This window comes from Pseudoalteromonas sp., assembly GCF_041629635.1.
Classification (GTDB): domain Bacteria; phylum Pseudomonadota; class Gammaproteobacteria; order Enterobacterales; family Alteromonadaceae; genus Pseudoalteromonas.
In genome coordinates this window covers 1-17549 of sequence record NZ_JBFKMX010000075.1, presented here as the reverse complement: position 1 = coordinate 17549, position 17549 = coordinate 1, and the positions used below count along the sequence as shown (strand labels likewise).

Below are 17549 nucleotides of genomic sequence, written 5' to 3'. Positions count from 1 at the left end.
TTTTAACTGAGCCTGTTGATACTGCCCGTTATGGGTAAGCGTGGTGTTAATTTGCTGTGTCACCACCACCTTGGATGCGATTTGGTTTACGCGTGTAAACTGTGTGTCATTAAGCGCTTGTTTTTGACTTATCACCACATCAGCGCCTAATAGGCCATTTAGATTTTGCTCTAGATAGTTTTGAATGCTATTACTTGTCAGCGTTAAGGTAATAATAAACAACAACAATAAACTGTAGACCCAACGCAATAAACGCTGGTGGTTACTCTTGTAGTCTTGCCAATAAAATTGCCAAGCCAATTTTAAGTTTGTTAGTAACATGCCACAGCCTCCTGCTCTTCTGAAGAGACTTTCGGTAATGTGCCGTTTGCTAAATGATACACATGCTCTGCATACCCTGCTAACTCGAGACTGTGGGTTACTATTATTAAGCTTGCATTGTTTTCTTTGCAGCAATTAACTAGGTGTGTCGCAACCTCTTGTGCGCTTTTAGGATCTAAGTTGCCCGTTGGTTCATCGGCAAAAATAAATTTTGGTTCAAATACTAATGCTCGCGCAATTGCAACACGTTGTTGTTCACCACCACTTAACTGGCTGGGTTTGTGATCTTTGCGATGACTTAACCCAACTTTTTCAAGCCAATGGGCAGCTTTGCTCATTGCTTGTTTATCGCCTCGTAACTTTAATGGCAAAGCAACATTGTTAAGTGCGGTGAGCTCGGGCAGTAAATGAAATTGCTGAAAGATAAACCCCACCTGCTCTCTGATGGCATCTAATGAGATGCGCTTATCATTCTCAACATACTTCACAGCACCACTAGAGGGTATTTCGAGTCCAGATGCCAACATCAACAAGCTTGACTTACCAGCTCCAGAGGGACCAGTAATAGCGTAAGATCTTCCTTGTTGAATCGTCATATTTAACGATTCAAAAAGCGTGATTTTTTCATCATTTGTTTTAAATGACTGACTTAAATTTTTTAACTCAATGTAGTTATTCATAATTTGGCTCACAAAAATTGAATGTGAGACTAGCTTAAAGGGGCGGATGTGAAATAGATGTGAAGACGATTTAAAACATAAAAATCCTCTTCACAAAGCTTTCACATGGTGTTTGCTAGCGTATCTGTAAAATTACAAAACTTTGAGACTTGTTATGTTTAGAAAAATACTAATTGCGGTTATTACCTTATCCATTATAAAAGTAAATGCCGCGGCACATTCAACAACCGAACGTACGGATTACCAAGTATTAATAAATGACGCGATTACCCAATTTGAAAAAACACCGAGAGAACAATGGTCATATCAAGTAGCGCGTTATGAAAATGAAGAAGGCTATATCACCACCAGCCTCGAGCAATTTAATGCCAATAGCAAAACATGGCATTTGCTGAAAACCAATGAAAAAATACCGAGCGAAGCACAGCAAAAAGCGTTTTTACAAAAGAAAGAAAAGCAAAAAGAAGGCGTTAATATCTCAATACAATTACGCGAATTAATCAACCAAGAGTCGCTTAGTTTTCAAAATGAAGATAACGATTATCTTTATTTAAATTTTGATGTGAATTTAAAAAAGTTAGGTAAAAAAGCAAGTAACCAACTCGTCGGGAAGCTTTCATATAATAAAGGAAGCAAATACATAGAGTTAATTGAAATCGAAAATACTGCTCCGTTTTCACCGATATTTAGCGCCAAGATTACCGACTTCAATATTCAACTGGCATTTATTAAACGCGACATAAGTATTTTGCCAAAGCACAACACAATGACGATGAAAGGCACATTTGCCTTTTTTACTAAAATTGAGGAGCAATCAACAGATACCTTCTCGGATTACCAACGCTTGCAACCTTAACGTTTAGCGTAACATTTGTTGGTGCTTAAGTGGCGTAATGCCGCGCCACTTTTTAAAGGCATGAGTAAATGAAGATTGTTCTTGAAAACCAAGCTCAAAGGCTGTTTCTGCAATACTGTACTGAGTTAGTAAAAAATCGACTCGTGATTGACGCTCTAGAGTTAATAGCTCTGTAAATGAGGTGTCCTGCTGCTTTAACTTTCGCTGCAGCGTTCTTGGACTAATAAAAAGCGCTGCCGCGATCCGTGTTTGATCACATTGGCGTAAACTCGCTTTTGCTTTTAACAACAACGCCACTTGTTCTTTGATATTACTATGCGTATTACGCGCTTGTAGTTCGTTTTCTGATACTTCAATTAACGCCCTAAACATCGCTTTGTTTTCACTTGTAAAGGGGATTGACAGTAACGCTTTTGAAAAAATAATACTGTTCTTTGTAGCTCGAATGATCACCTTACAATTAAACCAATCGCTCAGAATCGTTAGCTCATCTGACGTTAGATCAAATGCAAAAGTGATTTCGTCGGGTTTATAGGTTTCACCTAAAATTTTTCGCACCGTTGCAATCCAGGCGGTGGTATTTCTCAGCACCATCTGTTTGCAATTGGTACTTTTGGGAACCCAATCAAGCTGTACTTGATTTTCTAAAGGGTGAACATGTGTTTCACCAATATCGGCCACCAGCGAGTCAAAGCGTATCAGTGCATCAATCGCTTGCGACAAGTTTTCACAACTTTCAACAAGGTAACCTAATACCCCATAATCTTTTGCCTGAATGCGTTTTCCCAGCTCAAAACCAAATAAATTTTGCCCACTTAACGCTTCACCTAAACTAAGCAAATCAATGTAATGATCCATCGCAATACGCTCTGCATTTTCATCACATCCCATTGCTGGTGGCGTTATTCCTAAGTCCGTTAAGTAGCTTATTACACTTTGCACATATGCAGTTGAAACCGATGCCATCACTTTGTCGTAAAATAACAAAAACTATGTCGTATTAGCGCAAGATATACAAGCAAAGTCAAATTATGCTGCTAAAAGTCGTGATTAGCACATAGCGTTTATGATTTCTGTTAACTATCAAAAAGCAATTAAGGCAACGCCAGATCAAATTTTTACTAAGTTGATTGATCACCCTAATTTGGATCAATTTTTTAATGCCAAATTTGCAGTGATTAAAGAGCAAGACGATGGTGAACCTTTAGGAGGTAAGGGCTGTATTAGGAAAATATCCATTTTTGGTGTGTCGTTTTTAGAAGAAATTATCGCAGCAAATGAAAAGGAAATTCGTTATCGCGTTTTAAATGACTTCCCCGTTAAGAATCATTTAGGGGTTATTTCTTTTCAGACTCAAAAGCATAACACCACTGTCAGCTATTGTATAACATGCCAATCACCTTGGTATTTACCGCGTTTTATATTGCGTAAAGTACTTGCTAAAGACATTCGTAATTGCCTAGATAATTTAGGAGCTATGTATGATCCCCGTTGAACTCATTCTATTGGGGTTAAGCCCCGTGTTTATTATCTGCGTTGTTTTGGAGTTTATTAAGGCACGTAAACATTACAATGTTAAAGACAGCATAAACAACACCGCACTTGCGCTTTTACACCAAGGGGCAGATGCGATTATTTTGCTGTTACTTTTGCCTATTTTTAACTGGCTTCATCAATTTGCAATGTTTGATATCAAACTTACAGTAACCTCATTGGTATTTGGTTTTATATTGCAAGACTTCTTGTATTACTGGTTTCATCGCGCATCACACAATATTCATTGGTTTTGGCTCGCCCATGTGGTGCACCACAGTTCAACGCATATGAACTTTACTACGGCATTTAGGCAAAGTGTGTTGTACCCAATTGTCGGTATGTGGTTATTCTGGTTGCCTATGATATTAATGGGCTTTTCACCCAGTTTAGTTTTTGCCATTGTAGCAATTAATTTAGCGTATCAATTTTTTGTGCACACACAAGTGATTGGTCATTTAGGCTGGTTTGAAAAAGTATTTAATACACCGACCCATCACCGTATTCATCATGCGACTAATAAACCTTATATTGATAAAAACTACGCAGGTGTACTGATTATTTGGGATAAGTTATTTGGCACGTTCGCGCCAGAAGATAAGTCGATTACCATCAAATACGGGATTATTGGTGAACTTCCAAAAGATAATCCACTAAGTACTAACTTTAGACAAGTATTTGTATTGAAGGAGAAATTAAAAACAGCAAACGGCTTTAAGCAAAAGCTAAGCGTGTTATTTGGCTACCCTAGCCATTAGTGGGATTAAGCTCATCTTTGCCATATAAACGGGTGTACTTATCAATAATTTTACTGATAACGCCTTGGCTATAGAGTTTATCAATAGCAGCATTTATACGCGGTAATAAATGCTGCTTTTGTTTATTTAAACGAATACGTAATAACCCTTGGGTATGTAGTTTTTGAAATTGAAGTTCCACGTCGTATTCTTTAGCCCAATAGTTTGCGGTGAGATCACCAATTAAAATACGAGAAACACGGGCTTTTTTAAGTGCCAATATTAGTTCTCGCTCTGAGCGAAAATCCACACGATTATAGTCACTGTCATCATAATAATAATAGCCTAAAACAGTACCAATATTATGATGATCTAAATGAGCGGTTTTACTCGAATCGGCTAACCCTACAAAATACTCTTTAATGGTAATTAAGGGTTTTGAAAGAACAAAATCTGCACCAACAAATTGGTTTGGAAACCATTCAGCACACACCGCATCGAAATCAATCTCACCCTCTTCTATTGCTTGGTTGCTTCTTTTTGGAGGCAACTTTACTTCAATGCCTGTAATATCAGCATGTTTTAAAATGAGTGGGATTAACTCTGGTAAGATCCCGGGCATTCCCTTATCTTGCATATAGTAAGGCACCCAATTACTTGAGCCTGAAAAGTTGTAACGTAAACTATTTTGCTCTGCAAAGAGTGGTATGCAAACCAAACTCAACAGCACGATAAAATACCCTTTCAAAAATGCCTCCCAGCATTAAAATTATAAGCAAAATGATTGCTCTGAAATGGCTACCTATAGTTTAGTTCAAATTAGGCAGTACATTTCAAATGTTACTCTGTTAATTAAATGAGAATAAAGGCAGTTACGATCTTCTAGACACAAAAAAAGGCCTATATGTAGGCCTTTTCATTTACCAATATTATTTGGTTTAGCGTTTATTTTCGCGCATCTTTAAGTAAATCTGCTACTAGGAAGCCAAGCTCTAATACTTGATCTGCATTTAAGCGCGGATCGCACTGCGTACGATAACGCTGTGCTAGATCTTCTTCACATAAACCATATGCACCACCTGTACACTCAGTTACGTGCTGGCCTGTCATCTCTAAGTGAATACCTCCTGGGTATGTACCTTCGGCTTTATGAACAGCAAAGAACTGGCTAATTTCGCGCATAATGTTATCAAAACTGCGTGTTTTATAACCATTACTCGCTTTTTCAGTATTGCCGTGCATTGGATCTGAACTCCAAATCACCTTACGACCTTCTTGTTGTACTTTTCGTACAAGCGCAGGCAATTTTTCAGGTAATACATCAGCACCCATACGTGTAATTAAGGTTAAACGACCTGGAATATTATCAGGGTTTACCGCATCAATTAAACGAATTAAATCATCCGGATCCATACCTGGGCCCACTTTTACGCCGATTGGGTTTTTAATACCACGGAAGAATTCAATGTGTGCATGATCAAGTTGACGCGTACGCTCACCAATCCACACAAAGTGTGCTGAACAGTCATACCAGTCGCCAGATAAATGGTCGCGACGCGTTAGCGCTTCTTCGTAACCAAGCAATAATGCTTCGTGCGACGTAAACAACTCTGTTTCACGAATGTTTGCAGAGTTACTCGACGTAATACCACACACTTCCATAAACTGCAGTGCATCTTGAATGCGATCCGCAAGTTCTTGGTATTTGTTTTTCAGTGGATTAGCCGCAACAAAGCTCATATTCCAACGGTTTACTTGGTGTAAATCCGCTAAACCACCTTGTGCAAATGCACGCAGTAGGTTAAGCGTTGCAGCACTATGATGGTATGCTTGCATTAAACGCTGTGGATCAGGAATTCGCGCTTCTTCAGTAAATTCAAAGCTATTTACAATATCACCACGATAAGACGGTAAACTCACGCCATCAATAGTTTCTAAATCAGCTGAACGTGGCTTAGCATATTGACCTGCAACACGTGCAATTTTAACAACAGGGCATTTACCACCATAAGTTAAAACCACAGCCATCTGCATTAGTGTTTTAAAGGTATCGCGAATGCTCGCCGCATTAAACTCAGAAAAGCTCTCTGCGCAATCACCACCTTGAAGTAAGAAGGCTTTACCTTCACACACATTTTCTAAATATTTAAATAAGCTACGTGTTTCTTCAGCAAACACTAAAGGCGGTGCTGAGTTAAGTTGTGCTTCTACGTTTGATAATTGTTCAGCGTCTCTGTAATTCGGCTGTTGTTGAATAGGGAAATCTCTCCAACTATTCGGGCTCCAAGGGTTCACTTCATTTTTCCTCATTCCAATATAACCTCAGTTCCGAATTTACAGGGCTAGAATTAAATTTCAAGTGATAATTTATCTAGTTCCATGATATTTGGTAATAAGCATTATTTTCATAACTTATTTGCGCCGAATTGAGCCCAAAACAATCAACAAGATGCGTATTTTTAATATCTCGCCCTGCTTTAAATTCGCCGATTAGCGAACCATTTTTCATTAATAAACAAGGGTTTTGCGATTTTAGTGCAAAATTCACTTCGTGATGGGATGCTAAAACACAAATTCGCTCACTTATTTGCTGTAAATAATTCACCAGCCACAAAGTATGTTTTATATCTAAGCCAGTAAACGGTTCATCCAATAATAAAAGTGACGCTTCTGGTTTTAATAGTTCATCACAGCCTAATAAAGCAACGCATAAATAACAGCGCTGCCTTTCACCACCAGATAAAAACTGCAGCGGTTTTTCCAGTAAGCTTTCCACTTCAAGTCCACTAATCACTGGATGGTGATTTAACGTTTTTTTCAGATGCTCTTTATCTCTATCAAAACAAATCGCCAGCATTTCATAACCGGTTATCGCAAAATGGGCTTGGTTTTGCTGCGTTAAATAAGCGCGGCGACGCGCTAATTGTTGTAAAGAAAGTGATGAATACACGTCATTTGCAATCGAAAGCGCATCATAAGTTTCGCAATAAAGGCCCGCGATACAATCGAGTAACGTTGATTTACCAGCGCCGTTAGCGCCAAGTAAATGATAAAACCCCGGCATTAATTGCAAATTAGCGATACCAACCGTAAAACCCAAATAAGGCGTTACGTTGAGATTTACAATGTTCAAACATACTTGCGCTGTCATTACATTTGCCCCCGATGGGCAAAATGTTTAAACAATACCCAAATAAAGAGTGGGCCACCAAGGCTTGCACTTACAAGCGCAAGCGGTAAGTTAGTACTAACAAATGAACGGGAAAGAAATTCAATAAACACCATTACTGCTGCGCCAACAAAACACAGCTTTGTAAGTAAGTACTTATTATTATTTCCAAACATCATTCGACAAGCATGCGGTACTAACAACCCAACAAAAGCAACAATGCCACCCAGCGATACTGCAATGGCCGTTAATAATGCAGCCACAGATAAGCACTCAATGCGAAGGCGTTTAACATTAACACCGTGTAACGTGGCAGTGCGATCGCCTAAATAAACAAAATTAAGTAAACGGCTGCGACGCTTTAAAAACCATGTAATTGTTAAGGTTGCTAGCAACATCACAACAGCACTTTTAACGGTAACGTGTTCAAAGCTACCTAACATCCAAACACTAAACACCCGCAACTGATCATTATTTGAATAAAAAATAAACCAACTTGATATCGCCGAGGTGATCGTTGTAATACAAATACCCGCTAAAATAATCGCTAAACTAGCGAAGCTACCTAATTTCTTTGCAATAAAGAAGATCAAACTTATCGCCAGTGCCGCACCGCACAGGGCAAATAAAAACATGTAAAACACACTAAAATCAAAGGATGCTGATATGAGCCCTGCAGCGCCGAGAATCACAGACAGCGACGCTATTCCCGAAATACCTAATAAACTAGGCTCTGCAAGGGGGTTTGCCAATAACAATTGAAAAAGATGACCCGCGATGGCTAAGCACATGCCAACGGTGATCGCGGTAATAATTTTAGGCATGCGTAAATCGAATAAGATAACTTTGTCTATCTCATTTAAATGCCAAGGAAGTATGTTTTTACCGCCATTAAGTCCCACAAAAAGACTCAATAAAACCACCAGTAATCCCATACCATAGGTAAAAATGGCCTGTTTGCTCATTTAACATGAAAACTAATTTGTAATAGTGTATTTATATCAGAAAATCAGCCATAAAGCTTGTTCTTGGCACCTGCTACCAATACTATCAATAGCATAGAAACCAAATTAACGTGCTTTTAATGAATAAACGCTTTCTATTGCGCGCCCATTTCGACACCTGTAACCAATTAGTTGCCGAGCTACAAGAGGCGTTGAAAAATGCTGATCTTGAGTTTTGCCACTATTACTTACTGCCAAAAATAAAAGAAGAAGCGCACCATAGCCCGCCAACGAATATTGAAGTGCAACCATTTAAAGAAATGGAAGCGCTCAACCTTTGTTTAAGCGCATATAATGATTGGTTTAAGCAACCACGTTTTAGTGGAAAATTACTGACGCGCCACCCTGCGGTAATTGGCATCAAAGGCGTTGATCAAAAAATAGAAGCGTTAATTTTAGCGATCAATGCAGAAAAACACGCTTCTAAGCAGATCGTACTGTCAGAAAAAACCAAAGATGCACGCTTTGAACTGGTGCACAGTGCTATTCCAAACTTAATTACCTTAGCGTTCTACAGACAGCTCTTTTTTGAGAAACGACCAGCATATTCGCTGCGTTTTACCTGGATGCATAAACATTCCATTCAGCATTTAAACGTAAAGCAAGCATTGGCATTTCTCCAAAATAATCAAAGCCAAAAGCCCTTAATAACTGAGGATAAAGCCGCTTGGAATGTGATGCTTGAAAAGGAAAAACAGCGAATTATCAACCTAAGCGATGATCACAAATTACGTATTCGTCGTCCAATTCGTGTATCTCCGCAAGTAAATGTGCGCTTTAGTGCAAGTGATCGCTACCATGTAAGCGCTGCGCTACCCTTTATTTTATTTAACGCAGAACAAACAGAAAAAGTCGGACAACTGAAAAATTACGCGAAAAAAGCAGACGCTAGGCAAAAAAAAAGCCGCTATTTAATTGAGCGACTTTTCTTAGAAACACCTTAGAAGAGATTAATCTTCAACAATTTGAACAATATCTTCTTCGTTATCAATCACAATGGCATCATCGGCTAAACGTTTACCACTTTGGATTTCTAAGCGTTTCTTTTGTTTATTCAAGCTAAGCATTTCTTCACAGAAATCATCTGTTGGGAACATTTCATAAACGTAATCGATGATCTTGCCTGTCTTATCTTCTTTCACATTATCGATGGTATAATCTGAAATTACGCCTTTACTGATAAGATCTTTCATCGTTGTCGTCATATCACGGCGCAACGCTTTCAGTTTATTTTCAGTAATTTCTTCATCACCCGTAATAGAACCGTATTTTTCCATAATTGAAAGTAAACGGAAGTGATGGGTTTTGCCAGGTGCTGCATAACGCCATAAATGATACAAACGCAGCATCATCCAACGTGATAAACCACGTTTTAATTCTTGCGCACGGTTGAAGTAATACCCTTTATATTCAAGGTTATCAATCATGTTATGTACAAAAGCATTTAAACAAGCAACACACTTTATGTTGCCGCCCTGCCCTTTCTTACCGCTAAAATGTAAAGACGATAAAAAGTTCATATTTGACTCATAGAACGAATCATCAACATCTGTATTTTTGGTGTCTTTTGCGGAGTATTTAAAGCTCAGTTTAGAGCCTTGAAGTGCTTCTAATGCTTCTTTAATTTGAGGGTAAGGCATTGATTGACCAACGCTTTTAAGCTCTTGCGCTAGTTCATTCATTGAAAATACAACCGCGTATTGAATACCCGATTTAAAATTGATCTTTACAATTTTACCTTTTGATGCCAAGCGGATCAGCGCACGCTCAACCTTCTCTTCGCGATCAGATGGCCAGACTAAAAATTCTTTTTCTTCACCTTGCTGCTTGGTACTTACAACAGCAGGCGTAATTTTCAGTTCACCTTCATATTGAATACCATCAATTCGCTCTGAAATACGGCGCGTTACAATGGTTCTTCCCGGCGCTTCTTCAACTGGCAGTTTTTTATGCCCAGAGCGCACAAAACGACCCCAAAGATCGTAATGGTTGAAAGTGTTAGAATAAGCGCGTAAATCGTGGCGAGCATTTTCAACAGGAACACGAACATCTTTATTATCGGTAAATAATGCCAAATTCTCATTATCAACAGCGCTTTCAACGCCGTGGATCTGACCACGTAAGGTATCTGGCAAATTCTCAACCGAGATATTTACTTTGTTAGACATTCAAGTTCCCATCTAAATTATTATTATCTGTTAATATCATCACAGATCATTACTAAAGTTAATTAAATTAGTTAGTAAAATTATGATCCGGCCTTTATTTTTTTGCCCAGATCAAATTTTTACCAACTTAAAATAAATAAAACGACATTTTCGCAATTGAATAGTGTAAAAAGTGTACTGACAAATCAGATTTTGACGTACTGAGATCAATTTTTTACTAACAAAGCGTTTTCAGAACGATATTTTACCAACTCAAAGGCCGATTTATTAGTATAAATCTCGTTTTTTTTACCAAAACAGCCCTTCAGTTAGTAAAAAATGGTTCTGAGCCAGTAAAAATAGGTGATCAAAAGACTGAATGTGGATAACTCAAGATCGAATTAGTACGGATCTGATCTCAACCAAGTTAGGATCCGATCTTAATTAACACGATCTTCGACACTTGTTAAAATTGTATTCAATTTCAATGGATTACCTTAGTAAAAAACTGATCTAAACGGTCTTTTTTGTGAATTGTGCTGTGCATAAACTGTACATTAACGGTGAATATAAAAAACACTCAGTAAAAGGCTGATCTCATAGTAGATATAAAACGGATCTTTACCAAGTATAAATGAGATCCAGAAAAAAATAATAAAATTATATTTTACAAGTAGTTAAATAGACTATTCACAGCTCTAACCTTAAATACCTTAGTATTTAACCACCTTTAAACTTATCTTTTATACCTTAGCAAAGTAATAATGTAATAAAAGGCTATTTTTTTCTTTTAATTAAATCGATGTCGTCATAGAATAGTGAAAACAGCAAATTTAATGGACATTTGCATAATAAACGTAAGTGTTAAGGTTTAGCTATGACAATCACTCAAAATGCGTTAAGCACCTATAAGCTTTTAAAAGCAACAGCAAAGGTAGCAGAAGAATCCTTAGAAGGACGTATTCAGCATTATCGCGCACATATAAAGTCAGATGAAAAAGAATTAAGAACATATACCCAAAAAGCAGCTGCAGATTTGCTTGGGTGTAATAACCGTACGCTTAAACGCCGTCATGACCAAGGAGACTTTGATCACCTCGATATTAAAAAAGGTGCAAATGGTCATTATGCTTACACATTAAGTAATATTTATCAGATGGCGGATATAATGGGCATTCCTGCCGATAACCGTGCACCAGATGATAAATTACAGGTAATTGTAGTTAATTCACTAAAAGGTGGTTGCGGTAAAACAACCAGTTTAGTAAATATTGCTGCTGCACTTGCAACAACTAATATCAAACGTTACCGCATTGGTATTATCGACCTTGACCCACAAGGATCATCAACAAGTTTCTTCCCACCAGCAGAGCCTGATCCAATTACTGTGGGTGATTTAATGCGTGATTGTATTGATTTAGAAGACGGTGAAACTTGGCAAGATGTGGTTTCAAGTGCATTTGTTACAACCCATATTCCAAATATTCGCTTTTTACCTTCAGGTATGGATGACTTTTATTTTGAGCACGAAACTGCAACACAGTTAAAAGAAGGTAAAGGATACGAAGTATCACAGCATTACCACAAACTGCTCGATAAAGTGATTAAGCCAGTAGAAGATCAATTTGATATTATTTTGATTGATACTGCACCATCTTTAAATTTCATGTTTTACAACGCATTAATGGCATCAACTGCAATGCTAATACCTGTACACCCTGAAGCAGTTGATTTTGATGCAAATAATAAATATTTAAAACGCCTAGGTGAAATTTACCATACGGTAGCTGCACTTGGTCATAATGGCTGGGACTTTATGCAGTTCTTGGTCACTAACTATGTGAAAGGTAACCACTCGCAGCGCGATATCGTAAAAGATGTGCGTAGCGCCTTTGGTCGTCAAGTTATGAGTTACCCAATTAATCACAGCTCTGCAATTACTGCGAGTTCTTCGTCTTTTAATACTATTTTCGATCAAAAAACATCCGATAGTTTAGCCAGTCGCGAGTCGCTTATTAAATCGCAAGAAAATATCAAGGATGTGGTCGATGAACTGGAAATGTTGATCCGTTCAAATTGGTCTTCAACACAATGTCAGTTAGAAACAGCTTAATTTAGGTTTAACAATGGCAAAAAAACGTAAAAATGATACTCGAATCGATCCCTTTGCAACGGCAGTGGAATCGAGCAGTTTAGATGCTTTATTAGAAAATGCGAAGGCCGGTGATCAGATCACCATGCCAGCACCTTCAGATCCTAATCGTGAAATTAAGCTTTACTGCAAACTTATTAAAAATCAGGAAATTGCACACACTACTAATGTGTACGGTAAAAACCGCCGTGTGCAAGCTCTGTTAAATGAAAAATCAGTGTCAGATATTATCACCAGCATTAAAAATGATGGTCGTAACCAACACCCTGCGCTTTGCTGGCAACAGGGCGATCAAGAAGTTGTTCTTGCTGGTTCTCGTCGTCGTAAAGCATGTATGATCGCAGGCAGTGACTATTTGGTATTAAGCTCACCAGATTTCACTGATGAAGATGCAAAAATCTTAGCAGTTTCATCGGATCAATACATTGCACCTAGTTTATGGGAGCTTGGTCAAGCGTATGCGCAAACTAAGCAAGATCTAATTGATCAAGGTCGCAAAGGCTCATACCGTGAACTTGCTGAAATTGAAGGTGTGTCACATACCGCGATTGCTGATGCATTAAAAGCATATGAAAAATTACCGCAAGAAGTTTTATCTCTTTACCCAACGGCAAATCATGTGGGCCGAGAAGTTGCTAAAAAGCTAATTGAAGCACGTGAGAAAGACGCGGAGCAATTTGCCGCAAAAGTAGATGACGTTAAACAGCGTTTAATAGAGCTTACTCTCGATACGGATGATAAAACGGCACTTGCGATTACCCGTGAACTTACTTACTCAGAGCCAACTCAAAGTGCAACTCGTCAAGTAATTGATATGGGTAACAGTTACATTAGCGCGCAAAAACATGAAAAAAGTGGTGATGTTGTTATCAAAATTGATAATCGCGTACTTACCGACAAGCGCATGGAGCAATTAACCAAGTTACTTGCTAACTTTAACTAGCACTTTCTCTTTAAAAGTGCATTTGCAGCCCAGTAAATGCGCTTTCTATTATCATTTTTTAACCACAGCCTAATCAATATCATAAATTCGTCATAAATCGCCAGAATTCGCTTTGCTGCCCGAGTAAATACCCATATACTGGCAGAATTATTGATTTTTTATAGCCCCGATATGTCACAGCGCTTGTCAAAAAACGATTTACTCGCATTGTTTGATGAAATTAAAAACGAAGAACAGACTAGTTTCCCTTTAACTGAGTCGTTCTTAAAACGTTTTTTTAAGCCAGCTGTGTTCACAAAAGCAAAAGACTACTTAAGTCATGAGCTAGTACTTTGGCGAGAAGCAAGTGAAGGCTTTAAATCGATTAATGGTGAAGTTGCCAATCAGCAAGGCGAAACCTTTTACCCGCAAGCAACGATTAAACAACGTAATGGCCAACCACAAGTAACTACCTCGTGTTCATGTCGGTTAGGACAAAAATGTGAGCATATTGCGGCGGTATTCTTGTCTCTTAAAACTGAGCACTCTGGCGAATTTGGCAAAAACTACTTGCTGCACGATTGGTTTACCCGCTTAGAAGCATTGAAATCTAAGTCTGAAAACCAAGCCGACAATGTTTTGCTGTTTAGTTTAGAGAAAAATGGTGATGACATTGCGTTATTGCCAAAAATTGCCCCTCGCAGTGAAAATAACTATGGGTTAGGTCGTGCATTAACTGCTAAGCAGTTGTCTTCACAAGTGACGCCAAAAGATCTCGACGAAAAAGACTTTCGTTTATTTAGTTGGATCCGTTCACAAAATACTTTAGGCAAACTTAATCTAACCGGGGAATGGGGCGCATTAGCGCTTGCTAAACTCGTTGAAACAAAACGATGTTTTTGGGGCGATGAGCGCACACCACTTAGTTTGATCCACAAAGAACCACTGGCGATTGACTGGCAAGAGAATGATCTTGGTGCCGAACTTAAACTCAGCATTAATGAGCACCATAATTGGGTATTAGTGCCAACCACACCGCCGTATTTTGTTGATCTTGAAACGAAACAAGTGGGTGAAATTGATACTAGCCTTGCCAGCGATGAAATGAGTTTATTGCTGACGATGCCTGCGGTTGAAAAAAGCAGTTATGCACAAGCACAAGATAAGCTCAATGGGTTATATGGCTTTGGATTTGTGCCGTATTTGGTCGATAGTGATAGTCAATCCACCACGCCACAGCCCTGTTTACGCTTTGAGTTAGTGGATGAATTACCTACTTTGGCACTGAGCTTTAATTATAAAACTACAGTGCACAATAGCGCATTTGAAAACACCTGCATTAATCAGCTTAATAACTATGGTTTGGAACTTATTTCCAGCGATGCCAATATTCGTTATTTCCGTTTTCCACCATCCAATGAAAACCAAGTGCAATGGCACTGGTTTATCAATGAAATATGCAACGAGCTTAAAAGTCATTTATGGAAAGTGAGTGAGCCAACTATGCAGTTGGAGATGCCAACGGATGCGAAATTAGTGGCGCATTTATCACGCGTGGCTAATAACAAACTGCAAGTAGATATAAATTTTTCAGTTGATCAGCTGGTATTAGATTTTAATTTATTACGTGAAAAAGCCGCGTTAATTAATAACAAGGCCAACAAAGGTTATTACATCAATTATCACCAAGATCGTTGGCTTGTGGTTAGTCGCGATGATGCGCTTAATTTAAAACATGTAATTGATCAATACTATGGTGAAAAGCGTTGGCCAAAACGCTTTACCTTGCCGCTGTCTGCACTAACTTTGCTACGCATGTGCGAAAGCACGCTATTTTCCATTGAAGATAAGCAATTAGCCGAGTTATTTTACTTAAAACACAGTGAAAATAGTTTAACGGCTAATTTACCTAAGGGCCTTAATGCTACGCTACGCGATTATCAGCTAAAAGGCTTGGCTTGGTTACAATTTTTAGAAAAACACGGTCTAGGTGGCATTCTGGCTGATGATATGGGCTTAGGTAAGACAATCCAGGTACTAAGCTTCTTGCTAAGCCAAAAAGAAGCGAAACGCAACGCTGGACCAAGCTTAATTATTTGCCCAACCAGTTTGGTTAATAACTGGCTGATAGAATCTGAAAAATTTACGCCTGATTTAAAATTGGTTGCGGTACAGGGAGCAAACCGTAAAAAGTTGTTGGCTAAAGCCGCCACTGCAGATGTGGTCATCACAAGCTTCCCATTACTGCTTCGCGATCACGAGCATTATATGCAAATGCACTTCGGTAATATTATTTTGGATGAAGCGCAAACCATTAAAAATTATCAATCTAAAGTGTCGCGATTTGCCAAAGCGCTGAAAGGTGATTTCCATTTATGCTTAAGTGGTACACCGGTGGAAAATAACCTCTCAGAGCTCAAATCACTGTTTGATTTTGCCATGCCTGGGTTACTTGGCAGTACGGCTTATTTTAAAAATCATTTTCAGCAACCAATTGAAAAAGAAAACAATGCGTATCGTGCTGAGCAATTGAACGATATTATTGCGGGTTATGTACTTAGGCGTACCAAAGCGGAAGTGGCAAAAGAATTACCAGCAAAATCTGAAATGGTTAAAGTAATTGAGCTGTGCGATAGCCAAAAAACCTTGTATCAAAAAGTCAGTGAACAAATTGAATCTAAGGTGAAGTCGATTTTTGAAGCGGGTGAACAACAAGCTAGTAAGTTACTGTTTTTAGAGTCACTGTTAAAACTTAGACAAATTTGTTGCGATCCGCGACTAATTAATAAGTCGACCGACCCTGAAGAAGCAATTAATAGCGCTAAGCTAAACTATTTAGCCGATACCTTGCCTGAAATGCTAAAAGAAGGGCGAAAAGTCATTATTTTTAGCCAATTTACCAGTATGTTGTCACTGATTGAGCAAAAACTTAATGAAATAGGCATAGGCTACAGCTTATTAACGGGGCAAACCCGTCATCGCCAAAAAGCCATTGATAAGTTTCAACAAGGTGAAGTCAGTGTATTTTTAATCAGCCTAAAAGCTGGCGGCACAGGGCTTAATTTAACAGCTGCTGACACCGTTATTCATTATGATCCTTGGTGGAACCCAGCAGTTGAGCGCCAAGCAACAGACAGAGCCTATCGCATTGGGCAAGATAAACCTGTATTTGTGTATAAGTTGATTTGTCAAAACAGCATTGAAGAAAAAGTGCAGCGTATGCAGCAAGAAAAGGCCGCGTTAGCTGAGCGCTTTTTTGATAGTCATAGCCATGGTTTCTCTGATTTTAGTGAGCAAGATCTGCTGCAATTAATAGGATCGTAAACTTTTTTAAAATAAATTTGAACTTAACTGAAAACGGCTAGTCTATTAATACAGATAACATGATGAATTGCTGTTGTTGTCTAAATCCATCCCTGGATTAGTAGATTTCCCGTTGATTACTAAGTTAGTAATTTTTTGGCCAGATACATTACATAATGTGTCTGGCTTTTTTCTTTTTAGCACGTCAAAATAACTGCAAATAATAAAAATTGCATTTGTAAGGCATATTCATGCGTTGGGAAGATATAAAACGCTATCAGGTAATTGAAGCATTGTTACTGTGGGAAGGTAAATTGAATGCCCGTCAATTAATGGATTATTTTGAAACAAGTCGTCCCACGGCGCAAAAGTATATATCAGAGTACAAGTTGCTCAATCCTACGGGGTTTGAATTTATTAGCCAGCAGCGTGCACATATTGCCAAGCCAAATTTCACACCACAATTTATTGATTTTGCGTTTTCAACCTACCATGCGCTCTTTAATTTACAATCAAACCAAGCGGTTACTTCACTAGTTGAAACCTTACCGCAAGTACATCGTAATATTAGCCCACAACTTGTAAGGCCAATTTTACAAGCGATCCGTTACCAATTACGTTTAGATATTGGTTATATTTCGCTGTCTAGCCCTGAGTTTGAAGACCGCATAATTCAACCTCATAGCTTAGTTTATGATGGTACGCGTTATCATGTACGTGCGTTT

At 38.5% G+C, this 17549-nt stretch carries 14 protein-coding genes and 2 pseudogenes; 8 read left to right on the top strand and 8 right to left on the bottom strand.

Going from position 1 to position 17549, the window contains the following annotated elements; translation table 11 throughout:
- A pseudogene (locus ABYD77_RS11655) lies at nucleotides 1–321 on the bottom strand (permease); the annotation flags it as partial.
- A complete protein-coding gene (locus ABYD77_RS11650) occupies nucleotides 312–1001 on the bottom strand; it encodes an ABC transporter ATP-binding protein (protein ID WP_372770041.1) in 690 nt (229 codons plus the stop codon). The gene ABYD77_RS11650 and the pseudogene ABYD77_RS11655, both read right to left, overlap by 10 nt.
- Nucleotides 1002–1155: 154 nt before the next feature.
- Here ABYD77_RS11650 and ABYD77_RS11645 point away from each other — a divergent pair, with 154 nt between their 5' ends.
- The gene (locus ABYD77_RS11645) at nucleotides 1156–1857 is read left to right on the top strand and encodes a hypothetical protein (protein WP_372770039.1); all 702 of its coding nucleotides are present in this window, start codon (nucleotides 1156–1158) and stop codon (nucleotides 1855–1857) included.
- A gap of 3 nt (nucleotides 1858–1860) precedes the next feature.
- Here ABYD77_RS11645 and ABYD77_RS11640 read toward each other — a convergent pair whose 3' ends face one another.
- Nucleotides 1861–2823, bottom strand: coding sequence for an AraC family transcriptional regulator ligand-binding domain-containing protein (locus ABYD77_RS11640; protein WP_372770037.1), 963 nt, complete (start codon nucleotides 2821–2823; stop codon nucleotides 1861–1863).
- A gap of 100 nt (nucleotides 2824–2923) precedes the next feature.
- Between ABYD77_RS11640 and ABYD77_RS11635 the strand changes: the two genes are divergently transcribed.
- Nucleotides 2924–3352 (top strand): SRPBCC family protein, encoded by a 429-nt coding sequence (locus ABYD77_RS11635; protein WP_372770035.1) that lies wholly within the window; start codon nucleotides 2924–2926, stop codon nucleotides 3350–3352.
- Nucleotides 3339–4148 carry a sterol desaturase family protein gene (locus tag ABYD77_RS11630; RefSeq protein ID WP_372770033.1) on the top strand — a complete coding sequence of 270 codons (810 nt, stop codon included), beginning with the start codon at nucleotides 3339–3341 and terminating at the stop codon, nucleotides 4146–4148. Before ABYD77_RS11635 ends, ABYD77_RS11630 begins: the two co-directional genes overlap by 14 nt.
- Here the strand turns inward: ABYD77_RS11630 and ABYD77_RS11625 are convergent.
- From ABYD77_RS11625 to ABYD77_RS11610, 4 genes are all read right to left on the bottom strand, one after another.
- Nucleotides 4138–4875, bottom strand: coding sequence for a substrate-binding periplasmic protein (locus ABYD77_RS11625; protein ID WP_372770031.1), 738 nt, complete (start codon nucleotides 4873–4875; stop codon nucleotides 4138–4140). The genes ABYD77_RS11630 and ABYD77_RS11625 overlap by 11 nt on opposite strands.
- Nucleotides 4876–5072: 197 nt before the next feature.
- Complete coding sequence (locus ABYD77_RS11620; RefSeq protein WP_372770029.1) at nucleotides 5073–6422, bottom strand: class II 3-deoxy-7-phosphoheptulonate synthase; 1350 nt, start codon at nucleotides 6420–6422, stop codon at nucleotides 5073–5075.
- Between the two features lie 76 nt (nucleotides 6423–6498).
- Nucleotides 6499–7278 carry an ATP-binding cassette domain-containing protein gene (locus ABYD77_RS11615; protein ID WP_372770027.1) on the bottom strand — a complete coding sequence of 260 codons (780 nt, stop codon included), beginning with the start codon at nucleotides 7276–7278 and terminating at the stop codon, nucleotides 6499–6501.
- Nucleotides 7278–8261, bottom strand: coding sequence for a FecCD family ABC transporter permease (locus ABYD77_RS11610; protein WP_372770025.1), 984 nt, complete (start codon nucleotides 8259–8261; stop codon nucleotides 7278–7280). Before ABYD77_RS11610 ends, ABYD77_RS11615 begins: the two co-directional genes overlap by 1 nt.
- 119 nt (nucleotides 8262–8380) lie before the next feature.
- Here ABYD77_RS11610 and ABYD77_RS11605 point away from each other — a divergent pair, with 119 nt between their 5' ends.
- Nucleotides 8381–9244: a DNA replication terminus site-binding protein gene (locus ABYD77_RS11605; protein ID WP_372770023.1), complete on the top strand. Its 864-nt coding sequence runs from the start codon at nucleotides 8381–8383 to the stop codon at nucleotides 9242–9244.
- Between the two features lie 6 nt (nucleotides 9245–9250).
- Here ABYD77_RS11605 and ABYD77_RS11600 read toward each other — a convergent pair whose 3' ends face one another.
- Nucleotides 9251–10468 (bottom strand): replication protein A, encoded by a 1218-nt coding sequence (locus tag ABYD77_RS11600; protein WP_274760339.1) that lies wholly within the window; start codon nucleotides 10466–10468, stop codon nucleotides 9251–9253.
- Nucleotides 10469–11324: 856 nt separating this feature from the next.
- Here ABYD77_RS11600 and ABYD77_RS11595 point away from each other — a divergent pair.
- The 4 genes and pseudogenes from ABYD77_RS11595 to ABYD77_RS11580 form a co-directional block, all read left to right on the top strand.
- Complete coding sequence (locus ABYD77_RS11595) at nucleotides 11325–12560, top strand: AAA family ATPase (RefSeq protein ID WP_372770021.1); 1236 nt, start codon at nucleotides 11325–11327, stop codon at nucleotides 12558–12560.
- A 13-nt stretch (nucleotides 12561–12573) separates the two neighbouring features.
- Nucleotides 12574–13542 carry a ParB N-terminal domain-containing protein gene (locus ABYD77_RS11590; protein ID WP_372770019.1) on the top strand — a complete coding sequence of 323 codons (969 nt, stop codon included), beginning with the start codon at nucleotides 12574–12576 and terminating at the stop codon, nucleotides 13540–13542.
- Between the two features lie 171 nt (nucleotides 13543–13713).
- Nucleotides 13714–16845: an SNF2-related protein gene (locus tag ABYD77_RS11585; protein WP_372770017.1), complete on the top strand. Its 3132-nt coding sequence runs from the start codon at nucleotides 13714–13716 to the stop codon at nucleotides 16843–16845.
- Nucleotides 16846–17075: 230 nt separating this feature from the next.
- Nucleotides 17076–17549 (top strand): annotated as a pseudogene (locus ABYD77_RS11580) (WYL domain-containing protein); the annotation flags it as partial.

Excerpts from the sequence above, each read along its gene's own strand:
- ABYD77_RS11650 (WP_372770041.1), bottom strand. The coding sequence starts at position 1,001 with ATGAATAACTACATTGAGTTAAAAAATTTAAGTCAGTCATTTAAAACA.
- ABYD77_RS11645 (WP_372770039.1), top strand. The coding sequence starts at position 1,156 with ATGTTTAGAAAAATACTAATTGCGGTTATTACCTTATCCATTATAAAA.
- ABYD77_RS11640 (WP_372770037.1), bottom strand. The coding sequence starts at position 2,823 with ATGGCATCGGTTTCAACTGCATATGTGCAAAGTGTAATAAGCTACTTA.
- ABYD77_RS11635 (WP_372770035.1), top strand. The coding sequence starts at position 2,924 with ATGATTTCTGTTAACTATCAAAAAGCAATTAAGGCAACGCCAGATCAA.
- ABYD77_RS11630 (WP_372770033.1), top strand. The coding sequence starts at position 3,339 with ATGATCCCCGTTGAACTCATTCTATTGGGGTTAAGCCCCGTGTTTATT.
- ABYD77_RS11615 (WP_372770027.1), bottom strand. The coding sequence starts at position 7,278 with ATGACAGCGCAAGTATGTTTGAACATTGTAAATCTCAACGTAACGCCT.
- ABYD77_RS11610 (WP_372770025.1), bottom strand. The coding sequence starts at position 8,261 with ATGAGCAAACAGGCCATTTTTACCTATGGTATGGGATTACTGGTGGTT.
- ABYD77_RS11605 (WP_372770023.1), top strand. The coding sequence starts at position 8,381 with ATGAATAAACGCTTTCTATTGCGCGCCCATTTCGACACCTGTAACCAA.
- ABYD77_RS11600 (WP_274760339.1), bottom strand. The coding sequence starts at position 10,468 with ATGTCTAACAAAGTAAATATCTCGGTTGAGAATTTGCCAGATACCTTA.
- ABYD77_RS11595 (WP_372770021.1), top strand. The coding sequence starts at position 11,325 with ATGACAATCACTCAAAATGCGTTAAGCACCTATAAGCTTTTAAAAGCA.
- ABYD77_RS11590 (WP_372770019.1), top strand. The coding sequence starts at position 12,574 with ATGGCAAAAAAACGTAAAAATGATACTCGAATCGATCCCTTTGCAACG.
- ABYD77_RS11585 (WP_372770017.1), top strand. The coding sequence starts at position 13,714 with ATGTCACAGCGCTTGTCAAAAAACGATTTACTCGCATTGTTTGATGAA.